The 18,911-nt window shown below is 64.1% G+C and carries 16 protein-coding genes; 6 read left to right on the top strand and 10 right to left on the bottom strand.

The genetic code is table 11. The features are described 5' to 3' along the window. Positions 1-115: 115 nt before the first annotated feature. The 4 genes from ACZY0Q_RS17300 to ACZY0Q_RS17285 form a co-directional block, all read right to left on the bottom strand. Positions 116-3,064 carry an ATP-binding cassette domain-containing protein gene (locus ACZY0Q_RS17300; RefSeq protein WP_463918713.1) on the bottom strand — a complete coding sequence of 983 codons (2,949 nt, stop codon included), beginning with the start codon at positions 3,062-3,064 and terminating at the stop codon, positions 116-118. Then, positions 3,061-3,618: a hypothetical protein gene (locus tag ACZY0Q_RS17295; protein WP_463918712.1), complete on the bottom strand. Its 558-nt coding sequence runs from the start codon at positions 3,616-3,618 to the stop codon at positions 3,061-3,063. Before ACZY0Q_RS17295 ends, ACZY0Q_RS17300 begins: the two co-directional genes overlap by 4 nt. 73 nt (positions 3,619-3,691) lie before the next feature. Further along, positions 3,692-5,305, bottom strand: coding sequence for a hypothetical protein (locus ACZY0Q_RS17290; RefSeq protein ID WP_463918711.1), 1,614 nt, complete (start codon positions 5,303-5,305; stop codon positions 3,692-3,694). Between the two features lie 162 nt (positions 5,306-5,467). After that, complete coding sequence (locus ACZY0Q_RS17285; RefSeq protein WP_463918710.1) at positions 5,468-7,051, bottom strand: phospholipase D family protein; 1,584 nt, start codon at positions 7,049-7,051, stop codon at positions 5,468-5,470. Between the two features lie 173 nt (positions 7,052-7,224). On the opposite strand from ACZY0Q_RS17285, the gene ACZY0Q_RS17280 reads away from it, so the two are divergent. Next, complete coding sequence (locus ACZY0Q_RS17280; protein WP_463918709.1) at positions 7,225-7,899, top strand: hypothetical protein; 675 nt, start codon at positions 7,225-7,227, stop codon at positions 7,897-7,899. A 92-nt stretch (positions 7,900-7,991) separates the two neighbouring features. Then, complete coding sequence (locus ACZY0Q_RS17275; protein ID WP_463918708.1) at positions 7,992-8,297, top strand: hypothetical protein; 306 nt, start codon at positions 7,992-7,994, stop codon at positions 8,295-8,297. 420 nt (positions 8,298-8,717) lie between these two features. Here the strand turns inward: ACZY0Q_RS17275 and ACZY0Q_RS17270 are convergent, their stop codons facing one another. Next, the gene (locus tag ACZY0Q_RS17270) at positions 8,718-9,386 is read right to left on the bottom strand and encodes an HAD hydrolase-like protein (protein ID WP_463918707.1); all 669 of its coding nucleotides are present in this window, start codon (positions 9,384-9,386) and stop codon (positions 8,718-8,720) included. A 136-nt stretch (positions 9,387-9,522) separates the two neighbouring features. On the opposite strand from ACZY0Q_RS17270, the gene ACZY0Q_RS17265 reads away from it, so the two are divergent. Beyond that, positions 9,523-9,990 (top strand): Lrp/AsnC family transcriptional regulator, encoded by a 468-nt coding sequence (locus ACZY0Q_RS17265; protein WP_463918706.1) that lies wholly within the window; start codon positions 9,523-9,525, stop codon positions 9,988-9,990. 357 nt (positions 9,991-10,347) lie between these two features. Here the strand turns inward: ACZY0Q_RS17265 and ACZY0Q_RS17260 are convergent, their stop codons facing one another. Both ACZY0Q_RS17260 and ACZY0Q_RS17255 read right to left on the bottom strand, forming a co-directional pair. After that, entirely contained in the window at positions 10,348-11,760 is a 1,413-nt protein-coding gene (locus ACZY0Q_RS17260) for an aldehyde dehydrogenase family protein (RefSeq protein WP_463918705.1), read from the bottom strand. After that, positions 11,753-12,805: a homoserine dehydrogenase gene (locus ACZY0Q_RS17255; RefSeq protein ID WP_463918704.1), complete on the bottom strand. Its 1,053-nt coding sequence runs from the start codon at positions 12,803-12,805 to the stop codon at positions 11,753-11,755. Before ACZY0Q_RS17255 ends, ACZY0Q_RS17260 begins: the two co-directional genes overlap by 8 nt. Before the next feature lie 300 nt (positions 12,806-13,105). On the opposite strand from ACZY0Q_RS17255, the gene ACZY0Q_RS17250 reads away from it, so the two are divergent. The 3 genes from ACZY0Q_RS17250 to ACZY0Q_RS17240 all read left to right on the top strand — a co-directional run bounded on the left by ACZY0Q_RS17250 (position 13,106) and on the right by ACZY0Q_RS17240 (position 16,628). Continuing rightward, positions 13,106-14,545, top strand: a complete 1,440-nt coding sequence (locus ACZY0Q_RS17250) for an amino acid permease (protein ID WP_463918703.1) — start codon at positions 13,106-13,108, stop codon at positions 14,543-14,545. An 81-nt stretch (positions 14,546-14,626) separates the two neighbouring features. After that, positions 14,627-15,796, top strand: a complete 1,170-nt coding sequence (gene alr, locus ACZY0Q_RS17245; protein WP_463918702.1) for an alanine racemase — start codon at positions 14,627-14,629, stop codon at positions 15,794-15,796. Between the two features lie 31 nt (positions 15,797-15,827). After that, positions 15,828-16,628, top strand: a complete 801-nt coding sequence (locus tag ACZY0Q_RS17240; protein ID WP_463918701.1) for an IclR family transcriptional regulator — start codon at positions 15,828-15,830, stop codon at positions 16,626-16,628. Here ACZY0Q_RS17240 and ACZY0Q_RS17235 read toward each other — a convergent pair. The 3 genes from ACZY0Q_RS17235 to ACZY0Q_RS17225 are packed head-to-tail and all read right to left on the bottom strand — an operon-like array spanning position 16,625 to position 18,632. Continuing rightward, a complete protein-coding gene (locus ACZY0Q_RS17235) occupies positions 16,625-17,401 on the bottom strand; it encodes an IclR family transcriptional regulator (protein WP_463918700.1) in 777 nt (258 codons plus the stop codon). The genes ACZY0Q_RS17240 and ACZY0Q_RS17235 overlap by 4 nt on opposite strands. A gap of 32 nt (positions 17,402-17,433) precedes the next feature. Then, positions 17,434-18,186: a cyclase family protein gene (locus ACZY0Q_RS17230; RefSeq protein WP_463918699.1), complete on the bottom strand. Its 753-nt coding sequence runs from the start codon at positions 18,184-18,186 to the stop codon at positions 17,434-17,436. Beyond that, on the bottom strand, positions 18,183-18,632 hold the full coding sequence (locus ACZY0Q_RS17225; protein ID WP_463918953.1) for a hypothetical protein: 450 nt from the start codon (positions 18,630-18,632) through the stop codon (positions 18,183-18,185). The genes ACZY0Q_RS17230 and ACZY0Q_RS17225 overlap by 4 nt, the downstream gene beginning before the upstream one ends. Between the last annotated feature and the right edge of the window lie 279 nt (positions 18,633-18,911).

Genomic DNA, 18,911 nt, shown 5'->3' with positions numbered 1-18,911 from the left:
GCCAACGCAGGTTGAGCCGTGAGTAATGTCCCGCCCATGAACGCAAGGGCGGCGCTTTCCGGTAGCCGACCCCGGCAAGCCAGTGACGGTCTGGCCGGGTGACCCGGCGATGTCCTTAGACCCTGAGTCGAAACCGGTCCCTAGCCTGCTCAGAGTGCGCCTGCGCGGCGTGCCCGCCGTGGGTTCCGCCCACGCTGGAGACCGGCTTCACCCGCCGGAATGCGGCGAGAACAGCCCGCCCCACCACAGCGATGCCGATGATGGTGGTGACGGCACGCAGGGTGTCCCAGCCCGCCGTCGACGTCACCAGCGAGTAGAGCAGGAAGCTGGAGAGGTTGGTGCCCAGCGGCGCTCCGGCCATGTAGGAGATGCCGGTGCCGGCGCCCACCGCGAAGGGCCAGAACCACAGGTTGGTCAGGAGGCCGAACAGGTAGGACGCTAGGACGCCGTAGCCGCCCAGCATCCACAGTTCGGCCCTTCCGCGCACCCGGCGGGGGAGCAGACCGGCCCCCGCGCCAACCCACGCACAGGCGAAGATCTGGAACGGCGTCCACGGCCCGATCCCGCTCCACAAGGCGCTTGAGACGGCGATGGTGGCGGCGCCGAGGAGCATGCCGAACCGGGCACCGAAGGCCCGGCCGGCCAGGATCAGCAGGATGAAGACTGCCTCCACACCCCCGACGCCGGTACTCGCCACCCGCACTGCCGAACCGACGGCGGCCAGGACACCGAGCAACGCCACCGTATGCGCCGAGCTGACCGAGCCGTCGAGGGAAACCACGATGGCCACGACGGCGAGGGGCGCGATGGCCAATGCGGCGTAGGGGAGCGCCGCGGCGGCATCCTCCGGGAGGGCCGCAGCCAGCAGCGGCCAGCAGAAAGCCGCAAGGGCCAGAAGGTTTGCCGCGGCGAGAACTGCGAGCTCGATGCCCCGCGGCATCCGGATGCGGTGGGATTTTTTGGCAGCTGGGATGTCTGTTTGTTGGTTGGTGAACCGTGGTGCTGCGATGCGCTGTGCTGCTGCGACGTTCTGTGCCTTGGCGGCAACGGCTGTGGTGGGACTGGCCGGGGCGGCTTCTGCGGATGAGGGTGCGACGCCGTCGCGCATCGGGAGGATCCGGGCGCCGAGGCCGTGCGCAAAATCGTGGTCGTGGGTGGCGATCAGGACCGCCGCGCCGGAGTCCGCTGCCGCCCGCAGCGCCGCAGAGACTGCCGCGCGCGCCGTAGGATCGAGCCCGCGCGTGGGCTCATCGATCAGGAGAACCTGGGGGCGGTCCATGGTCTGCAGCGCGATGGCAAGGATCCGACGCTCCCCTGCAGAGAGATCTCGGGGATGCTCGTGGCCAATGGGAATGCTGACATCTCCCCGCAACCGGGCAAGGTGGGACTCGGCAGAGCGTGGGGCAGGCTGGTCGTCGCTTGGGCGACGCCGGGCGGAGCGGCCCCGGCCTGACTTACGTCGCGTTGATTGACGGACAGCGCGCGCCAGCCGCCGCTCTGCCGCACGGAGCTCTCCTGCCACGGTATCCCGGGTGAAGAGGTCGTCCGAGGCGTCCGGTACCAAGGCGAGGCGGCCGCCGTCGACAGTGCCGCCGTCGACCGTTCCATCACCCACTGTGACTCCACCGACCGTGCCTTCACCGAGGGCGAGCGCCACCAGGAGGGACGACTTCCCGGCCCCATTTGGCCCCACCAGAGCCACCACTTCACCGCGGTGCAGGGTCAGGGTTGCATCCCGCACAAGCGGCTGGCCCTTGCGGTGCACGGCGAGTTTCGTGGCAGTCAGGACCGGCGCGTGGACTACTGGCTGTGCCGGCGTCGGACGGGCAACGGGAGGGTGCGACGGCGCGGATGGCGGGGCACCCGGCAGCAGGGCGCCGTCGTCGATGGTCCACCACGAGTCGGCCACGGGTACGAGCTGCTCCGCCCGGTGCTCTGCCACGATGACGCAGACATCTGCTTCGCGAGCGAGGGCACTGAGCACGGCGATGACGTGTCCGCGTGCTGCGGTGTCAAGGTCGGCCAGGGGCTCGTCCACCAAGAGCAGGGGCGGCTGTTCCACCACCGCGGCGGCGATGGCCACAAGCGTTGCCTCGCCGGCCGAGAGGGTGCTGACATTCCGGTCCAGCAGCGGCGTCACCCCGATGCTTGCCGCGACCTCCAGCACGCGGGCCTTGGCGGTATCGGATGCCACGCCCCGCAGCTCGAGGCTGAGGCCGATTTCGTCCCGGACCCGGCTGGAGGCGAACGCTGCGCGGGGATTCTGCAGGACGACGCCGATGAGGCGGGCGGTATCGCGCGGCGGTGTGGCGGAACGGTCTGTTCCGCCGACGCACAGGGTGCCGGAGATGTTCCCGCCGTCAATGTGGGAGAGGAGGCCGGCGATGCCCCGCAGGATGGTGGACTTGCCGGAGCCCGTGGGCCCGGTAATAACCGCGATGGACCCGCGAGGCGGCGCGAATGCGGCGACGTGCACCTGCGCGTCGCCAATGCGGAATTGTGCGTTTCGGACGAGGACCGGTGCTTCGGTGCCTAGGCCGGGGCGGTGTGCTGCCCGGCTCCCGAAGCCGCGCAGCTCCAGGGCCGCGGCAACCCTGCCGGCGTGTTCGAGGGTGCGCTCGAGCACGGGCACCAGGGCGCGGGCTCCGAAGCGTTCGCCCCGCAAACGGAACGCCAGGCGCACGGAGGTCACGGCGTCGGCAAGCGCCGGAAGTGCCGCCCACGCAACCACCAGCATCCGGGCGATGCCCTGCATGGGGCCGCGGCGGGCCAGGTGCACGAAGCCGCGGGCGATGTCCACCCAGGCGTTGAGAATGCCGAAGCCGAGGATCATCCCGGCGATCGGCAGGGCGGAAAGGACCGCCGCCCACAGCCCGGGTCCGGTTACCGGGCCGAGCAGGACCACATGGGCGTACGGGGGAGGCAGCCGCAGCGGCGGCAAGTCGAGCAGAACCGGTTCACCGATGCCCGCCCCGAAGAAAAGGATGCGGTAGATGACCCGCGCCGCTATGAAGACAACGGCGAGAGCCGCCGCTGCGCGTAACGGCGCGGGTCGAAAGGTCATGCCGTGGGTGCGGCCGGTGCGCCGTCCACCGTGTAGAGCAGTTCCAGGCTTTCTCCGGGGCTGACCTGCAAGGTGGCGAGGCCTTCCTGGGCGTAGGCCCAGTCACCGGTGGCCGGCTTCACCCAGAGGGACCAGTAGGCAAAGGCGGCGGGCATGCCGCTGCATTCTTCCTTGTACGTGCCGCCCTTGTGGGTGATGTCGAAGTCCGCGGCGGGCACACCGTTTACACGGCACACCAGTTCGGTGGGGTATTGGGTAGTGCCTACGGTTATCACCTTGGCCTCGTCGAGCACCTTGGAGGCGGGAGTCTTAGCGTCCACGGCGATGCAGACCGAGGTGTCAGCGGCGTCCTGCTTCAGGGCACCCGAATCGACGATGACCTTCACGCCGGCGCAGAGCCCGGAGGCGGCGCTGGCCGAAGACGTTGCGGCTGGCGCCGGGGCAGAAGTGGTGGGCTGGTTGGCGGCCGGCGTGGAACAGGCGGCAAGGGTAAACAGGAGGGCAGCGGCGGCGAGGGAGCTCGCGGCGGCGGTGCGGATCTTAGTCAAAGTCACGTGTCAAGGGTAGGGCGTTGCTGGTCCGGAGCGGGATGGCGTCACGTTGTGTGACGTTCTTCCTACAGACCTACTAGCCGCCGGTTCTGGGTGCGAGGAGGATCTGCACGGCCTCCATCCGTTTGCCCATACCCGACGTGCCCGCCGTTCCGCCGTCGGCGCCCCATGACTGCCAGCCCAAATCTTGCACGTGGGCGCGGTAGTGGATCCTGTAATGGTTCGCCATCTCACCGGTCAGCCTGATTTCAAACGCTTCCAAACGTAGCCCTTGCCCGGCCGTGCCGATGGGATTGGCCGAGGATGTCCACGGCTGCCAGCCGATCGACTGCACATGCCCCCGCCACTCGATGTCCCCGGTATAAGCCGTGCTGGACACGTTGAGGCGCAACGCCTCGACCCGAAGGGCCCGGCCCGTGGTCCCGGCGACGGTCCCATCCGAAACGTTCGCCATCCAGCCGAGGTTCTGAACGTGGGCGGCGTACACGGCAGTGAATGCCGGTGCGACCTTCGGAACCAACTCGATCGTAACGGCCTCCACCCGCAGACCTTGCCCGACGGTGCCGGCCGTGGCTCCGTCTATCCCGTACGGCTGCCAGCCGACGTTCTGCACGTGGGCGCGATACCTGATGCTGTACTGCGAGGCCAGATCTCCCGTCAATCGCAGCTCGAACGCCTCCAGGCGCAGACCGTCCCCGGTCGTTCCGATCGGGGACGCCGACGTCGTCCATGGCTGCCAGCCGATGTTCTGCACATGCCCCCTCCACAGAATGTCGCCCGACAGGCGGTCTCCTGCCGCCGACAGGCGCAACGCCTCCATCGGCAGTGACTGGCCGGTCGTTCCTGCGGTGGCGCCGTCCGAGACGCTCGGCTGCCAGCCGATCGTCGCGACATGGGCCTGGTAGACCCCGATGCACGTCATGTCGTAGTCGTAGGTGCCGTCGGTCCATTGCGCGATGTGGACGGTGCCACCGGAGAAGCTGCGATTCACACAGAGGTCGGAAGCTTCACTGGCGAAGTCGAGACGCCCTGCCGGTGACCAGACGGGCACATCGGGCAGCTGCCACGATCCGGTGATGGCCTCCCAACCGCTCAAATAAGAGTAGATCCCATGCGGATACCCGGCGTCCGCCAGTGCGGCCAGAAGCCCGGAGACCACGTACCGGTTCTCCTGCCGCTCGGCTGCTGTCGAGCTGGGCCAGGGCTGTTGCGGGCGGGGCTCGACATCGACCCAGATTCTCTCCGGTCGCCATCCCACCTCAACGAGAGACGCGAGAGCCGCGCGACCCTCGGCGTACCCGACGTTGCGCAGCCGGTCCGGCCTGGTGCTCGCGGGCCAGGGGCCGTCGTCACCGTAGGTGTCGTATTGCGCGGCGGTGGGGAACGTAGCCATGGCGTAGGCCTGAGCCCGGACGCCTCGATCGAACACCCACTGGAACTGCCCGTCCAGGCAGGGGTTCTCGGTGAACGCAAGTCCGTTCGTCAGCCCCACGACCACGAACTCCGTGCCTTCCGGCGGCATCGGAAGACCGCCCGGACACTGTGGCCACGAAACGTCATGTCCGTAATCGACTGCTCGGGCGGGTGCAGCGAACAGCACGCCGAGTGCGAACACAAGTAATACCGCCAGGAGCCGCGGCGTGGACGCCCGGGATCGGCGGCCAAGTCGAAGAGCATCAAGGCCGACCATGATGGCCCCCTATTCGAAGGATGACCAAATTATCCCACCAGGCCACCCTCGCGGCTAGTACTACAGGTGGGCCGAGGAGAACGGTGGGCCTTCGCCTCGGCCGATATCCTCACAACTCCCGAATAAGCCGAGGCGGCGCTCGCGGCAGCGGCCGCGCTTTGCCTAGAACCGAGTAGTGCCGCGCATGTGGCGGGGGCGGCCGTCCGGGTCCACCAGGAAGCGGTTCACAGGATCCGCCCAGAGCCGCTGAAGGGGTGTCACTGGTTCGGTCCTGTGGTGTCGCGCATGTCCGTTGGGGCGGGACGAGCGGCTGCCGGTTTTGTGCCAATTGTCCAGAGCGTCGGCAGCGGCATTCCAGAGGTTGAGCCCGGCCGCCGAGGCTTGGAGCTGAGGGTCACTTTGGTCTAAGCCCAGGTGTTCGGCCCAAAGTTGGAGCCGGAGCCCGTGGGCCAACGGCCGGGAAGCGCCGGGACCAGCGGTGGTGTCGACTACCGCGCAGGTAAGTTCGCTGTCCGTGGTCCAGGATCGACGGTTGAAGTTGTCCGATCCGCAAGTGAACCAGGCGTCGTCGATGATGCAGATCTTGGCATGGACGTAGATCGGAGTCCCGGCGGTGTTCTCCAGATTGAACACGCCGAATCTGCCGGGTGCAATGCGGCTCATCCGTTCGATGGCGCGCAGTTGCCCGAGCCGCTTGGGTGGCCCTGCGAGCGGACCGTCGGAGTCGGGGTAGCGGGGTACCACGGCGATCACGTTCAACCCGGGGTTCTGTTCGAGGGCCGCTGCGATTCCGGCGGCGACCTCTGTGGACCACAAGTACTGGTCCTCGATGTAAATCAACGAGCGGGCCAGGGCGAACGCTTTTGTGTAGGCCTGGGCAACGCTCCGCTCACCGCCGGGTGCGAACGGGAACGGTGGATGCTTCACGCCGTAGGTGCGCAGGAGCTGCACGGCGTGGGGGCCGGCCGGCGGCGGTGGCGGCGCAGTCTCCGGAAGAGGTTCCGGGTGCCGGGGCATATCCGCCAGGCGTTGCAGCAGCATCCGGTAGGGTGTGCGCCGGTCCAGGGGATGGGGGTCATTCCACCGTTCAGCGAACAGCTCCAGCACGTCCGCCACAACCGGGCCGCGAAGTTCGACGGCGGCATCGTGCCATGGAGGTTGCTTTCCGTACCGGGGATCCATGGCCACTGCCTGCGGGTCTCCGGCATGATCGGCATCGTCCCGGCGGCTGTGCGAAAGGTCGATCCCACCCACGAACGCGACGTCCTGCGAAGGGTCATCACGGCGGCGGATGACGAACAGTTTTTGGTGGTGGCAGCCGAAGAGGCGCACCCGCTGATCCAACAGCACCTCGCCGCCGGCATCGTTGATCTGGCGGCTGAGGAGCTCGTTGGATCGCCAACTCATCGGGGCTGACACGCGCTCGCCGTGGGATCTCCAGATCAGGCCGCGGACTTCCACTCCCGCCCGGGCCAACTGCGCCAGCAAGTCACCGATCGCCGGTCCGTCCGCTGTGAGCCGCTCGTCGGCATCGCCACGCCAGTCGGTGAACCACACACGGTCTCCCGCCTGTAGGGCTGACAGCTCCTCATGCAGCCGGGCGAAGTAGGTGGTCCCGTGAATCAGCGGCCGCACGAGGTTGCCCTCCGACCAAGACGACGATCCCGGGCCGCCCGCGTGTACGCCGGTGGCGGCATTCCCGCGCTCAGCGCCACTCAAGAACCAGTAATCAGGACTACTGTTCACTCGATGTTCCCTTCGGGACCGAGGCCGGTGACTAAGCGTCCGGCCTAATCAATAGCCTACGACTGTGGCGATCAATGTCATCGGGTGACGTCGCGGTCCTGCCCTGCCGGAAGCTTTTTGGAAGGCCCGTTCGCAACCTTGTGTCTGCCGACGTCGGGGTTTACCTTAATCCCATGGCTCGGCGAATTCGCGGGGATGCGACAGCGGCTGCTGCCGTCATGGTGGCGGGATCGGCGGCGTTCCTGGCCGGGGCTTTTATGCCAGTCTCGCGGGTGTATGTCGAAGGAGACCCGCAGCGCAAACTGGCCATTCTGCTGGCGGACCCTGGGCAGTGGAGTGCCCAGCAAATGCTCTTGGCCGCAGGCACAGCTGCGTTGCCCGTCGGGGTGGTGATGCTCGCCCGTCACTGGGATACGGGAAGCGATCGCGGCGTTCAGGAACCCTTGGCGGGGCAGCGGCTTGCCCAAGGCGCCGCACTTGGCTGGGTCGCGGGAGCTGGTCTGTTCCTGGGTCACCTGAAGGCGCGATACAGGGATCCGGAGGCCTTCGCGTTGGGGAATCTGCCCGCATGGCCCTTTGAGGGCTACATGGGGCTGAGCCTTGCCGGCATGGCTGCCCTGGGTGGCGGGTTGCTGGCGCGGGCGCGTGCTCACGCCAATTCCGGCACCCTGCCACAGGACCCGCGCTGGCCGGGCTGGCTCAATGTGGGCGGGGCTGGAGTCTTCGCCGCCGTCCTGGTGGCTACCGGTGACCTGCCGCCCCTGCTGGTCTACGTCGTGGAGCTGTCGACCGGGGCTGCGCTGCTACGGCAGCTCCGCCGGAGCGCCGGCTTGGGGAAGCCAGCGTAACTCGCGGATCACTCAACGGTTGTGAAACCTGTATCGGAATGACGATGGACGGCCTATCTTGATCTGATACAAGCCCAAGGAAAGGAACAACGATGTTCACCCTGCAGATCAGCTATCCAGTCCGGGACTACGAGGCTTTCAAGAAGGTATTCGATAGCGATCCCGCAGGCCGCGCCGCCTCGGGCGCCAGGTCTGTCCGGCTGCTCCGGGATACGGACGACCAGAACAGCGTGGCCGTGCTCCTTGACTTCGACACCAAGGATGCTGCGACCGTCTTTCTGGAACGGCTCCGCAGCGAGGTATGGGACAAGCCCGAGGTGATAGGGCAGCTGATGACGGCAGCGCCCACTGCAAGGATCCTGGAGGAGACGGCCCGCGAGGGTGAGCGTGCGGGCTGACCGCTGAGTATCCGGGGTTCCGCCGAACCATTTCATTGCGGCCGGCTGGGCCAAATAGAAGGCTGTTCGGCCTTAACTCAAACGCTCGACGGCGGGAGGCCCCGTCGTCGACCGTTTCCTTTCTTCGTGACTGCTTCCGCCTCCAGCCGCCCTGGGGGTGTCTGACAGACACTGCCGCCGGCCAAACAGCCTGCGTACCGTGGAACCTGTGGACAGAAAAGAAGACATCTTCAGGCAATCCCTTAACAATCCCCACTGTCAGCGCTCTGCGCATTCTATGCGGCGCGGTAGCGGGCGGAGGATGCAGAAGTGGGGGGACCGGCTTTTGCGGCAGGCTACCCGGCAGCGTTCCGGTTTTGCGGCCAAACCGCAGTTCTAGCAAAGAGTGGATTTTGATGCGGGCTGGTCGAACTGGTGGGCTCATCGCACGGGGGGATGGTCATGCTGGGCGGCTGGCCGACGTCTGATGTTCAGGATCAGCGGCAGAAGAGCTGCGGGGGAGGGGACAACGGCGGCAGCTTCCGACGCTTCCTCGGCCTCCCCGTACCCCCAAAGTGCGAATATCGTGGGGATTCCGTGTGCAGCTGCTCCCGCGACGTCGTAGCTTCGGTCTCCGACCATAGCGGGACTGGAGATGTCAACGCCTTCGGATTGGAGCCGGCGCAGCAATTCGGCGATGACGTCTGCCTTGCTCGCTCTTCCCACGCTGTCCGACGCCCCGCACACGTCGATGAAATAGCCTTCAATTCCGAACCATTGTGCGAGTCTGATTGCTTGGTCCTCCACCTTGGAAGTGGCTACAGCCATTGGAATGCCGGACGAGTGTATGTGCTTAAGTACGTCTATGATCCCGTCGTATGGGCTGGATTGTTCAGCGCCATGATCGGCGTACGCTTTGCGATAGTGTTGGAGGGCATTTTGGGCGGTTTTTTCGTCCAGTTGTGAGACTGTTCTGAAGGACTCGATCATCGGCGGGCCGACGAAGCGGCGCAGTTTGTCCATCGCGGGGACTGGCGCGCCTACAGCTGCCAAGGCCTGGGCAGCACTTGCTGTAACGCCGGGTGCTGAATCCAGGAGCGTTCCGTCCATGTCGAACAGGATGCAGCTAATGCCAGTGAGAGAGGGCCGGGCCTGGTGCAGATGTGTCATTTTTTCGAGGGCTTTCGGTCTTGAAGTTGGTTCCGTTCCGGTTGTGTCCGGGGGATTATCGCTGTGAAGGGTAGGCATGGATCGAGTGAGTCTTGATCAGATAGATCAGAGGATTCTTGCGGAGCTCACGAAGAACGCTCGCATGAGCCATGCAGAGCTGGCGACCAAAGTCCTACTTTCGAGGAATGCTGTGCGCCAGCGAATCGAACGGATGGAACGGCAAGGGTATATCCAGGGGTACACGATTGTTGCCGGCCCACCCGGCCAGGGCCTCGTGTCCGCCTTCCTGATGGTTTACAGGAAGGACCGGGTGCGGGGGTCGGACGTCATCACCGTGTTGCGGTCGATTCCGGAAGTGGTTCTATGTGACGTCGTGAGCGGTGATTTTGATCTGCTGGTGAGGGTCGAGGCCCGGTCGCTGGAGAGGGTTCAGGAGATCTGGGAGCAGATCGCGGCCATTCCCGGCGTCACGGACACAGTGACGGCCATGACGCTATCCAGTTTCATCAGGCGAGGCACCGGAGGTGCCCGCGCCACCGAGTGAAGGTGATCAGACTCCGGACATGTCCGCGTTTCTGACAGGCAGCACGGCAGATTCAAGTAGCGACTGCGCTGCGTCCCGGTCCAAGAGGTTCCTGCTGGTGACGATGTCCAGAATGGTGACCCATCCTGCAGGGCTTCCTTAGCCACCGCTTCAGCTGCGGCGTACCCGATGGCCGATATGCTAGCCGTTGCAAGACCCACCGAGGCCGGTACAGGAACGATCCCGAGCGAATACGTCTCGGTGCGGGTGGTCATGGTTTTCCATCCTCTGTGTGGAAGTTTGGATAGTGGCGTAGTCGTGTGCCTTTGCTCGGAGGAATTGGAGGGGCGCAAGGCCCGGCACGCCCCTCCAGTTCGATCAGTTCTTGATGCAGATGACCTTTGGCTGGGTCATCTCCTCATACGCGAAATGGACGCCCTCCCTGCCCATGCTCCCGTACTTGGCCCCTCCGAACGGCATGCCGTCGAACCGGTAGTCAGAGGAATCGTTGATCATGACGCCGCCTGCTTCGAGCTGGCCGGCTGCGTCCATGGCCCTGGCCAGGGAGTCGGTAAATATGCCCGCATGAAGACTGAACTCGATGGCATTGGCGACGTCGATGGCCTCTTCGAAAGTGTTGAATTTACGAAGCATGACCACAGGCCCGAAAACCTCCTCCCTCCACAGGCTGCAATCCGCCGGGACGGCTTCCAGGACGGTCGGCTGAAGCACATTGCCGTCCGTGACATTGCCTGAGAGCAGGACAGCGCCGGCCTTGAGGGCCCCGTCCAGCTTGATCTGGAGCTCCTGCAATGCGGTGAGGCTGATCATGGGCCCAACATCCGTCCGTTCATCCAATGGATCTCCGGCAACCAACCGCGCCGTTGCCTCCAAGAAGCGCTGGCGGAACGCACCGTACACCGGGGCGGCAACGAGGATCCGCTGCACACCCACGCAGTTCTGGCCGGCGGCCCAAAACGCTCCCGAGACACAGGATTCCACTGCGTTCTCGATGTGGGCATCGTCCAGGACGATCACGGGTGCGTTTCCGCCGAGATCCATGGAAAGCTTCTTCAGGCCTGCGGTACGGGCGATACTCTCACCAGTGGAGAACCCCCCGGTGAAGGACACCATCCGTACGTCCCGGGACCTGATGATTGTTTCGGCCACTTCCCGGTCGCCATGAACAATCGTGAGGGCCTCCGGCGGGAGCCCGGAGCTCACGAGGACGTCCGTGAGCAGCTGGGCTGACAGGGGAGTCAGTGCAGAGGGTTTGAGGATCACGGCGTTTCCTCCGGCGATTGCCGGGCCGATCTTGTGTGCCACCAGGTTGAGGGGGTCGTTGAAAGGAGTGATCGCGGCAATGATGCCCAGTGGTTCGCGCGAGTACCATCCGGTGCGGTCCTCTGAGCCCTCATACGAGTCAAAGGGGATGACTTCGCCTGCGTTCCGGCGCGCTTCGGCAGCGGAGAGGCGGAGCGTGTTGACCGCGCGCAGCACTTCCTTCCGTGCCTGGCGGATCGTTTTCCCGGCTTCGGACACAATCGTTTGCGCGAACTCCGCGCTGCGCTGCTCGATCTCCGTTGCGGCGCCGTCCAGTATCTTCCCGCGTGCGTTGCGGGACAGTGCCCGTGCCTTCCGGGCGCCGACGCGGGCCGTTTCGATCAGGGCATCGCCGGCGGTGGCGTCGGTCAGCGAAACCGCGCCGACCACCTTGCCGTCGTAGGGGCTCGTCACATCACGGAACTGCGGCAGCGCCGTTTCCGTCGAACACAGCATGGATTCAGACATTTGCAGCTACTCCCGTCCGGGCTGCGTGCATGGCGATGATGTCAGAGAGCAGAGCGTAGGCGGTCTCCACGCGGCCGGCTCCCGGTCCGGAGACGGTTACTGCGCCCAGAAGGTCGGTGTCGAAGGACACGGCATTGGTCGCGCCGGAAACTCCGGCCAGCCCATGGCCGAGGGGGAGCGCCACGGGTGATACGCCTGCTGTCACTGACCCGTCCAGGTTCCGCTGTGCTGCACCGACGAGCTTCCAGCGGCGTCCCTCGCGGGCTGCCTTCTGGATATTCTCCGGCGTCACGGTCGAAATCCCCTGCCGCTGAACGTCCTTGAGTTCTATGCCTGCGTCGAGCAGTTCGTTGGCGAGGATGAGGACCTTGAGCTGAACGTCGTAACCCTCGATGTCCGCTGCGGGGTTTGCCTCGGCGTAGCCGAGTTCCTGTGCCTCGCTTATGGCCGCTTTGAAGTCCAGTCCGGCCTCCATCCGCCCGAGCACATAATTGCTGGTGCCGTTGAGGATGCCTTCGAAGCCGTTCAGCTTCAGCCCCGCGAACATCTTCTTGGCCAGGCGGATGACGGGGGTGCCGCTCATGACGGCACCCTCGAACTCGAAGTGCACGCCGTTCTGTTCGGCCAGGGAGGTCAGCTCGGCGCCGCGGAGGGCAACAGGGCCCTTGTTCGTGGTGCAGACGCTCTTTCCGGATTCCAGTGCCCATCGCACGTGTGAAACTGCTGGCTCGCCGTCTTCAGGATTCGTGAAGGTGGCCTCACAAATGATGTCGGCGGTGCAGTTGCGGATAACTGATTCGTTATTGGTGTCGGCGGATCCGCCGTACTCGGCGAAGGTTTCGCCGCCACCGTCCAGTTTCAGGGCGATGGAGAGGTCGATGCCCTCGGGTTGGACGAAGGAGCCGAGGCGCAGGTCGGTGATGGCCACGACCCGCAGGCCGAAGCCCAGCTCGGAACGCAGTGTCTCACCGCGTGTAGCGATCAGTTCGGCCAGCGTCCTGTTGACGCCGCCGAAGCCGATCAGCGCAATGTCGTAAGTGGTCATGGTGCTCCTTCAATCAGTTACATCGGTCCTCCAATGTTGACCGGATTCCATGTCCGTCAGTGCATGTGATTGTGACCGAAAAACAGGGCGAATTGACCATCTGCCTGCCGATTCGACATCTACACCTCGAAGTAACTTACGTGCAACATAGACATGTTGAAATGTTTTTAATGACCAGAACGCCGTTTTGTGTTACTTTCATCACTATCGCTATTGCACAGCTCGAGGCGGCCTGTCCCACACGCCGGGGCGATGTGCGCACCCCTCGCATCAGACCTGTCCACTCACCTGGGAGAAACCATGGAACCCTCATCACCTGTCCAGCTAGAACCGCAGCCCACGATTCCCCCGTCGACCGATTCCGGGCTCCGGCGGTCCATGGGGGCACGGCATCTGGTCATGATCGCCATGGGTGGGGTGATCGGCTCCGGGCTTTTCCTGAGCTCGGGTTACACCATTTCCCAGGCCGGGCCACTCGGGGCGGTCATCGCCTATCTCATCGGCGCCTTTGTCGTGTACCTGGTGATGGCCTGCCTCGGCGAACTTGCCGTCGCTTATCCAGTCTCAGGCGCCTTCCATATCTACGCGGCGAGGTCGATCGGGCCAGCCACCGGGTTCACCACGGCCTGGCTCTACTGGCTCTGCTGGGCAGTGGCCATCGGATCGGAGTTCACAGCCTCCGGTCTCCTGATGCAGCGCTGGTTCCCGGGTGTTGACGTCTGGGTCTGGTGCGTCATCTTCGCCTCGGTCCTCTTTGGCCTGAACGCAGTTTCTTCGAAGTTCTTCGGCGAATCCGAGTTCTGGTTTGCCATCGTCAAGGTCGGCGCCATCGTGGTCCTTATCGTTCTCGGTGGCGCGGCGCTGTTCGGCCTCCACCCGCTCAGCGAGGGGACCAACCACCCTTTCATGTTTGAGAACTTCAACACCTCCAGCGGTCTCTTCCCCAACGGCTTCACCGGCGTCCTCGTCACCGCACTTGCAGTGTTCTACGCCTTCTCCGGCTCTGAACTCATCGGCGTGGCAGCGGGCGAAACCGCCGACCCCGCCACCAACATCCCCAAAGCGATGCGCAGCACTGTCATCCGTCTGCTGATCTTCTTCGTCGGGGCAATCGCTGTCATCGCCGCTACCATCCCGTTCGAGCAAGCCGGACTGGATGAAAGCCCATTCGTGACGGTCTTCTCATCCATCGGCATTCCCTTTGCCGCGGACATCATGAACTTCGTCATCATCACCGCACTCCTATCCGCCGGAAACAGCGGTCTCTTCTCCTGCGCACGGATGCTCTACTCCCTTGCCGACGAGGGGCACGCCCCCCGGGCCCTGAAGAAGCTGACCCGGCGCGGTATCCCCATGATCGCGCTCTCAGTCAGCATGCTAGGAGGCCTGGCGTCACTCATCAGCAGCGTCGTTGCACCTGAAACGGTCTACCTGGCTCTCGTTTCGGTGGCAGGTTTCGCCGTCGTCGGGGTCTGGATGTCCATCACCGCCTCGCACTTTTTCCACCGGAGGTCCTTCGTCAGGAACGGCGGCGATGTCGCTGCCCTTCCCTACAAGGCACCGTTGTTCCCGATGGTGCCGATCCTGGCCTTCTCGCTCTGCCTCATCTCGCTCATCGGTATCGCCTTTGACCCGAACCAGGTAGCAGCCCTCTATTTCGGAGTCTCTTTCGTTGGCGCCTGCTACGCCTTCTTCTACTTCAAATACGGGCGCAAGGCGGGCGCAAACCAGCTGTCCTGACGCCATTATCGACCATCGTCTTCTCAGCTTCGTGGCCGGGGTCTTTCTTCCCCGGCCACGAGGCTGTCCAAGGGATAAACCATGAACTCACAAGGCCTGATGCAACACGTGCGCAGTTCGGTCCAGGACGCCGGCAGCTGGCTGGAGATTGACGCCGCCGCTTTCGAGTCAAACGTCCGGAACCTCCTGGCCATGATCGATGACCGGGCGCTTTTGTGCGCAGTGGTCAAGTCCCATGCCTACGGACACGGAGCTGACCTTTTACTCCCTTCCCTTGTTCGTCTGGGCGTTCCATTCGTCGGCGTAGGAAGCAACGGGGAGGCCGCCATTGCACGCCGCTGCGGTTTTGAGGGCCGGATCCTGCGTGTCCGTGCCGCGGCGCCGCAGGAGATCAGGGCCGGCCTGCGTCACGACATCGAGGAACTTGTGGCCGACCCGCAGAGCGCGTGGGAGATACGTAAGATCGCTGCCGTGGCCGGAAAGGTGGTCCGCATCCACCTCGATATCAACTCTTCCGGGATCAGCAGGCACAGCCTCGACGTCTCATCCGAGCTTGGCCGGGCATCCGCGGTAGGAATCGTGAGCCACCCGGGGCTTCAACTGGCCGGGATCATGACGCATTTCCCCAAGGACGACGACGGCCATATCGAAACGGCACTTCTGCGTTTCCAAAGCCAGGCGTTGACGCTGCTTCAACTCACCGGAACTCCCCGGGAGGAAGTGCTGCTCCACTGCGCCAATTCATACGCCGCCCTGCACGTACACGGCTCCTGGCTGGACATGGTCCGTGCCGGGGCAGTGCTCTACGGCGATTCGGGTCCGACAGCAGCGCATTTCCAACGGTGCATGGCCTTCAAGGCCCGGATCGCTTCCATTAATAGCTATGCGGCAGGTACCAAGGTCGGCTACGGGCTAACCCACACGTTGGACCGGGACTCAAGGCTGGCGTCAGTGACAGCAGGTTACGGAGACGGCTACCGGCGGGCGCTGGCCGGCCAAGGCGGTGTGCTGGTCCGCGGCCGTCGCGCTGCCATTGTCGACGTCGTTTCGATGAATTCCATGGTTGTTGACGTCACCGATGTGGCGGAAGTCTGCCCTGGAGACGAAGTCGTGCTGTTCGGGCGGCAGGGAAGCGCAGAAATCGCTCCCGCAGAACTGGAAGCAGCGAATTCCGCCATACTCGCGGACCTCTACACTGTGTGGGCGCAAGGAAACCGCGTCCTGGTCAATAACGAAGACATGGGAGAATAGGCGTAGTTATCGGGCGGAAGGAGCATGGAGTATGGATTCTTCCTCGGAAGCGTCGTCCATGGCCCAAGGACTGCGGATAGTTCGGCTGGTCGCAGACCGGGAGAAGTGGGGAAGGCGGCTCCTCGGTGTTTCCCAGCTCGCATCCGAGCTGGATATGGAACAAAGCCGTGTCTCCCGGCTGACGCAGGAATTGTGCGAGCTGGGGCTGCTGGAACGTGTCGAACGCGGCCCATTCCGAACCGGGCCACGTTTTTTCAGCCTGGCCGCAGCATTGAATGCCGGCTGGGTCCGGGAATCCAGATCCGAACTTGAGGCTTTGGTGGCTTCTTTCGGCCTTCGATCCAGAATCTCTGTCCGCGAGGGCTTCCGCGTCATTCTCCTGCGGGCCTCCAGCAATGACGCGGTTCCCGGCAGCTTCGTGAAACCCGGCATGGTGACGCCCGTGTGGTGTACCGGGTCCGGCCGGGCCCTGCTGTGGGACGACCAGCAGCCTGCCGTTCAAGCTCTCCTCAAGGACGTCAACTTCCTCGGCGTAGGCGGACCTGGAGCGGCCCATTCGCCACAAGAAGTCGCCGAACTGATGGACCGGGACCGGGCGCGGGGCTTCATCGTCGCGGAGGAAGAATTCGAGCATGGAATCTACGAACTGGCCGTTCCCGTCCGCAGTGCTGAAGGATCCATTCTTGCCGCGCTGAGCGTATTGGGCAGCCGGGCCGAGATCAAATCCAGCAAGAATGACATTGCAAAGGCCCTCACAGCAGCAGCCGAGCGGTTGGGGTCCTGCGAGGACCGCGCCCGGGGCGACGCGGGCCGGAAGGGCCTGGCCAGCTAGGGCCGGTTCTGCGGCAAAGGGCGGCCCAGCGACGACTCAAGCCACTTTCCCCAGGACAGGAGAGCCGTGGCGCAGAACTCCCGCCGCGGCTCCAGGCGTGTCTTGGCGCCTACGACCTGCAACGCTGCCACCACATCGCCCTTGAAGTCCCGAATCGGAACGGCCAGGGAATACAGTCCTGGCTCGGCTTCCTCATCGACGATGGAGTACCCTCGGACCCGCGCCCCGCGCAGTCGTGACAGGAAGTCCTCGACGTCACTCGGTGTATTGGGGCCATGACGAACGAAGGCAACGCCCGAGAAAATGGTTCGGACCTCGCCGTCTGAGGCTTCCCACAACAGGGCCTGGCCGGCATCACTGCAGAAGGCCGGGTAGGGCCGGCCCAGCCAAGAACCGACCATATTGCTAGTCGCCGGAACACGCTCACCGATGGTGACCGTACTGTCTCCGCTCAGAACTCCAAGGAAGCATCCTTCATCAGTTTCACCGGCCAAGCCTTCCAAGGCGGTCACACCGTCGGTCTGCAACCGTTGCTCTGTCAACAGCTGCGCGTCGGTCAGGAGCGACCAGTCCAAGGTGTAGGACCTATGGTCTCCGCGTGCCAGAAATCCCTCCTGCTCGGCGGTCCGCAGGCTGCGCGAAACCTGGCTGCGGTCCTTGCCCAGATCGGCTGCTATATCAGCGGCCGTTCCGCCAGGCAGGCCTCCTGCGTTGCGGGAGCCGACCGCTAGGACTGCCATGATTCCGCGGCCCATGCTGGATGTCTTAGACATGGATCCGATTCTAGTCACTGGACGAACCGGTCCTAGTGGATGGCGAAGACCCGGGCAGGAAAACCGCTGCCTCGCAGGGGCTTAGGCCAGCTCGCAATGAGAGCCGCGCCCGCTTCCGGAAGTCCTTCCAGGTTCGCCATCAGTTCGATCTGCCACCGGTTCCGCGCCAGGACATAGGTCTCCAGGCTGAAATCCTGGCGGGAAGTAGCCAGCCCCGGGTCTGTGTCCGTTTGTTCATGACCGACGGCAGTAACCGACCGCTCCTCAATCAGGAAGGAAAGGACTTCCTGCGACCAGCCCGGCGTGTGGCTGACACCCTCATCATCCCTGTTTGCCATGGCGCCAGCGTCGGGCCAACGAAGACTCCACCCTGTCCGCAACGCCACAAATGCCCCGGGTGCGATGGCACCATTGCGGCTCTCCCATGCCTGAACGTCCTCCATCGTTGGTGTGGCGTCCGCATTTGCGATGACCCGCGCGGTGATGTCGAGGATCACCAGCGGAAGGACCATGTCCTCCACAGGAATCTGGTCCAAGGTCCGTTCCCCACGGATGAAATGCGAGGGAGGATCAACGTGTGTTCCCCATTGGCCGATGATCGAATAGCGGTGGGCAGTGAAACCGTCGCCTTTCTCCAGATCGAATAAGGGCTCCCTGATTTCGTCGGGGAACGCCGGGAAATGAGGCTGGCCAGGGTGGAAGGCGTGTGTCAGGTCGGTAAATGACCTGCCGGCAAGCAGCGGCTGCAGACCGTCCCAAAATCCGGTCGTGGTGGCTTCAATCATGATGCGGCCTCGCTCTCAAGGACTGCCGGAAGGGCAGTGCTGGAGACGCTGATTGGCCCTGTCAGTTCGATGACCGGTACCTCCCAGGGATGGATCTCCACGATGTGCTGCAGGCAGCGCTCCACGGCAGCGTCATCTAGCGCCGCATCGAAATACGTCGTGAAGACCAAGGTAGGCGAAATTGTGCGCTGGCCCACCTGCCCCAACGTAGGGTTAGCACCTTCAGTGCAGGTGAAACCCTCGAAACCCAAAGCCGATTCGAAGACATGCCTGTAGTTGCCAAAATCCCCTAAGTCCGGGGATTCCGACAAAGCTTGGAGCAGGGCCACGATGCCCGCTTCATCCTCGAATGCTTCTACGCCGCCCGTGGCGAGCCGCGAGAAGGATTCCGGAGCTATGGGCCAATGCACACGCAGCTTACGTACTGATTTCATTTCAATCTTCAAGGGAAGCCTCTTCCTGAGCGGTTCGTAAAAGGGTGTCTGAATGCCATGGTGACATAGAGTGATGGTCATTACAAGCATTTAAAAATGCTTATTACGCACACATTTGGAGGGAGGCATTCATGTTCACCCCGGCACATCGCCAGACTTGGGGCGTGACTGGGCCGGAAAGGGCAGGTTGCCGCAAAGGACTGCTGACCGTCATGTGCAAGCCCGGGGCTGTGCCGCCCTTTGTCACTGCACGTTGTGATAACTTGCATTGCCGGATCACGAGTTGCCGCG

Source organism: Pseudarthrobacter lactosi (genome assembly GCF_055412785.1).
This window is presented reverse-complemented; position numbering and strand designations above follow the sequence as displayed.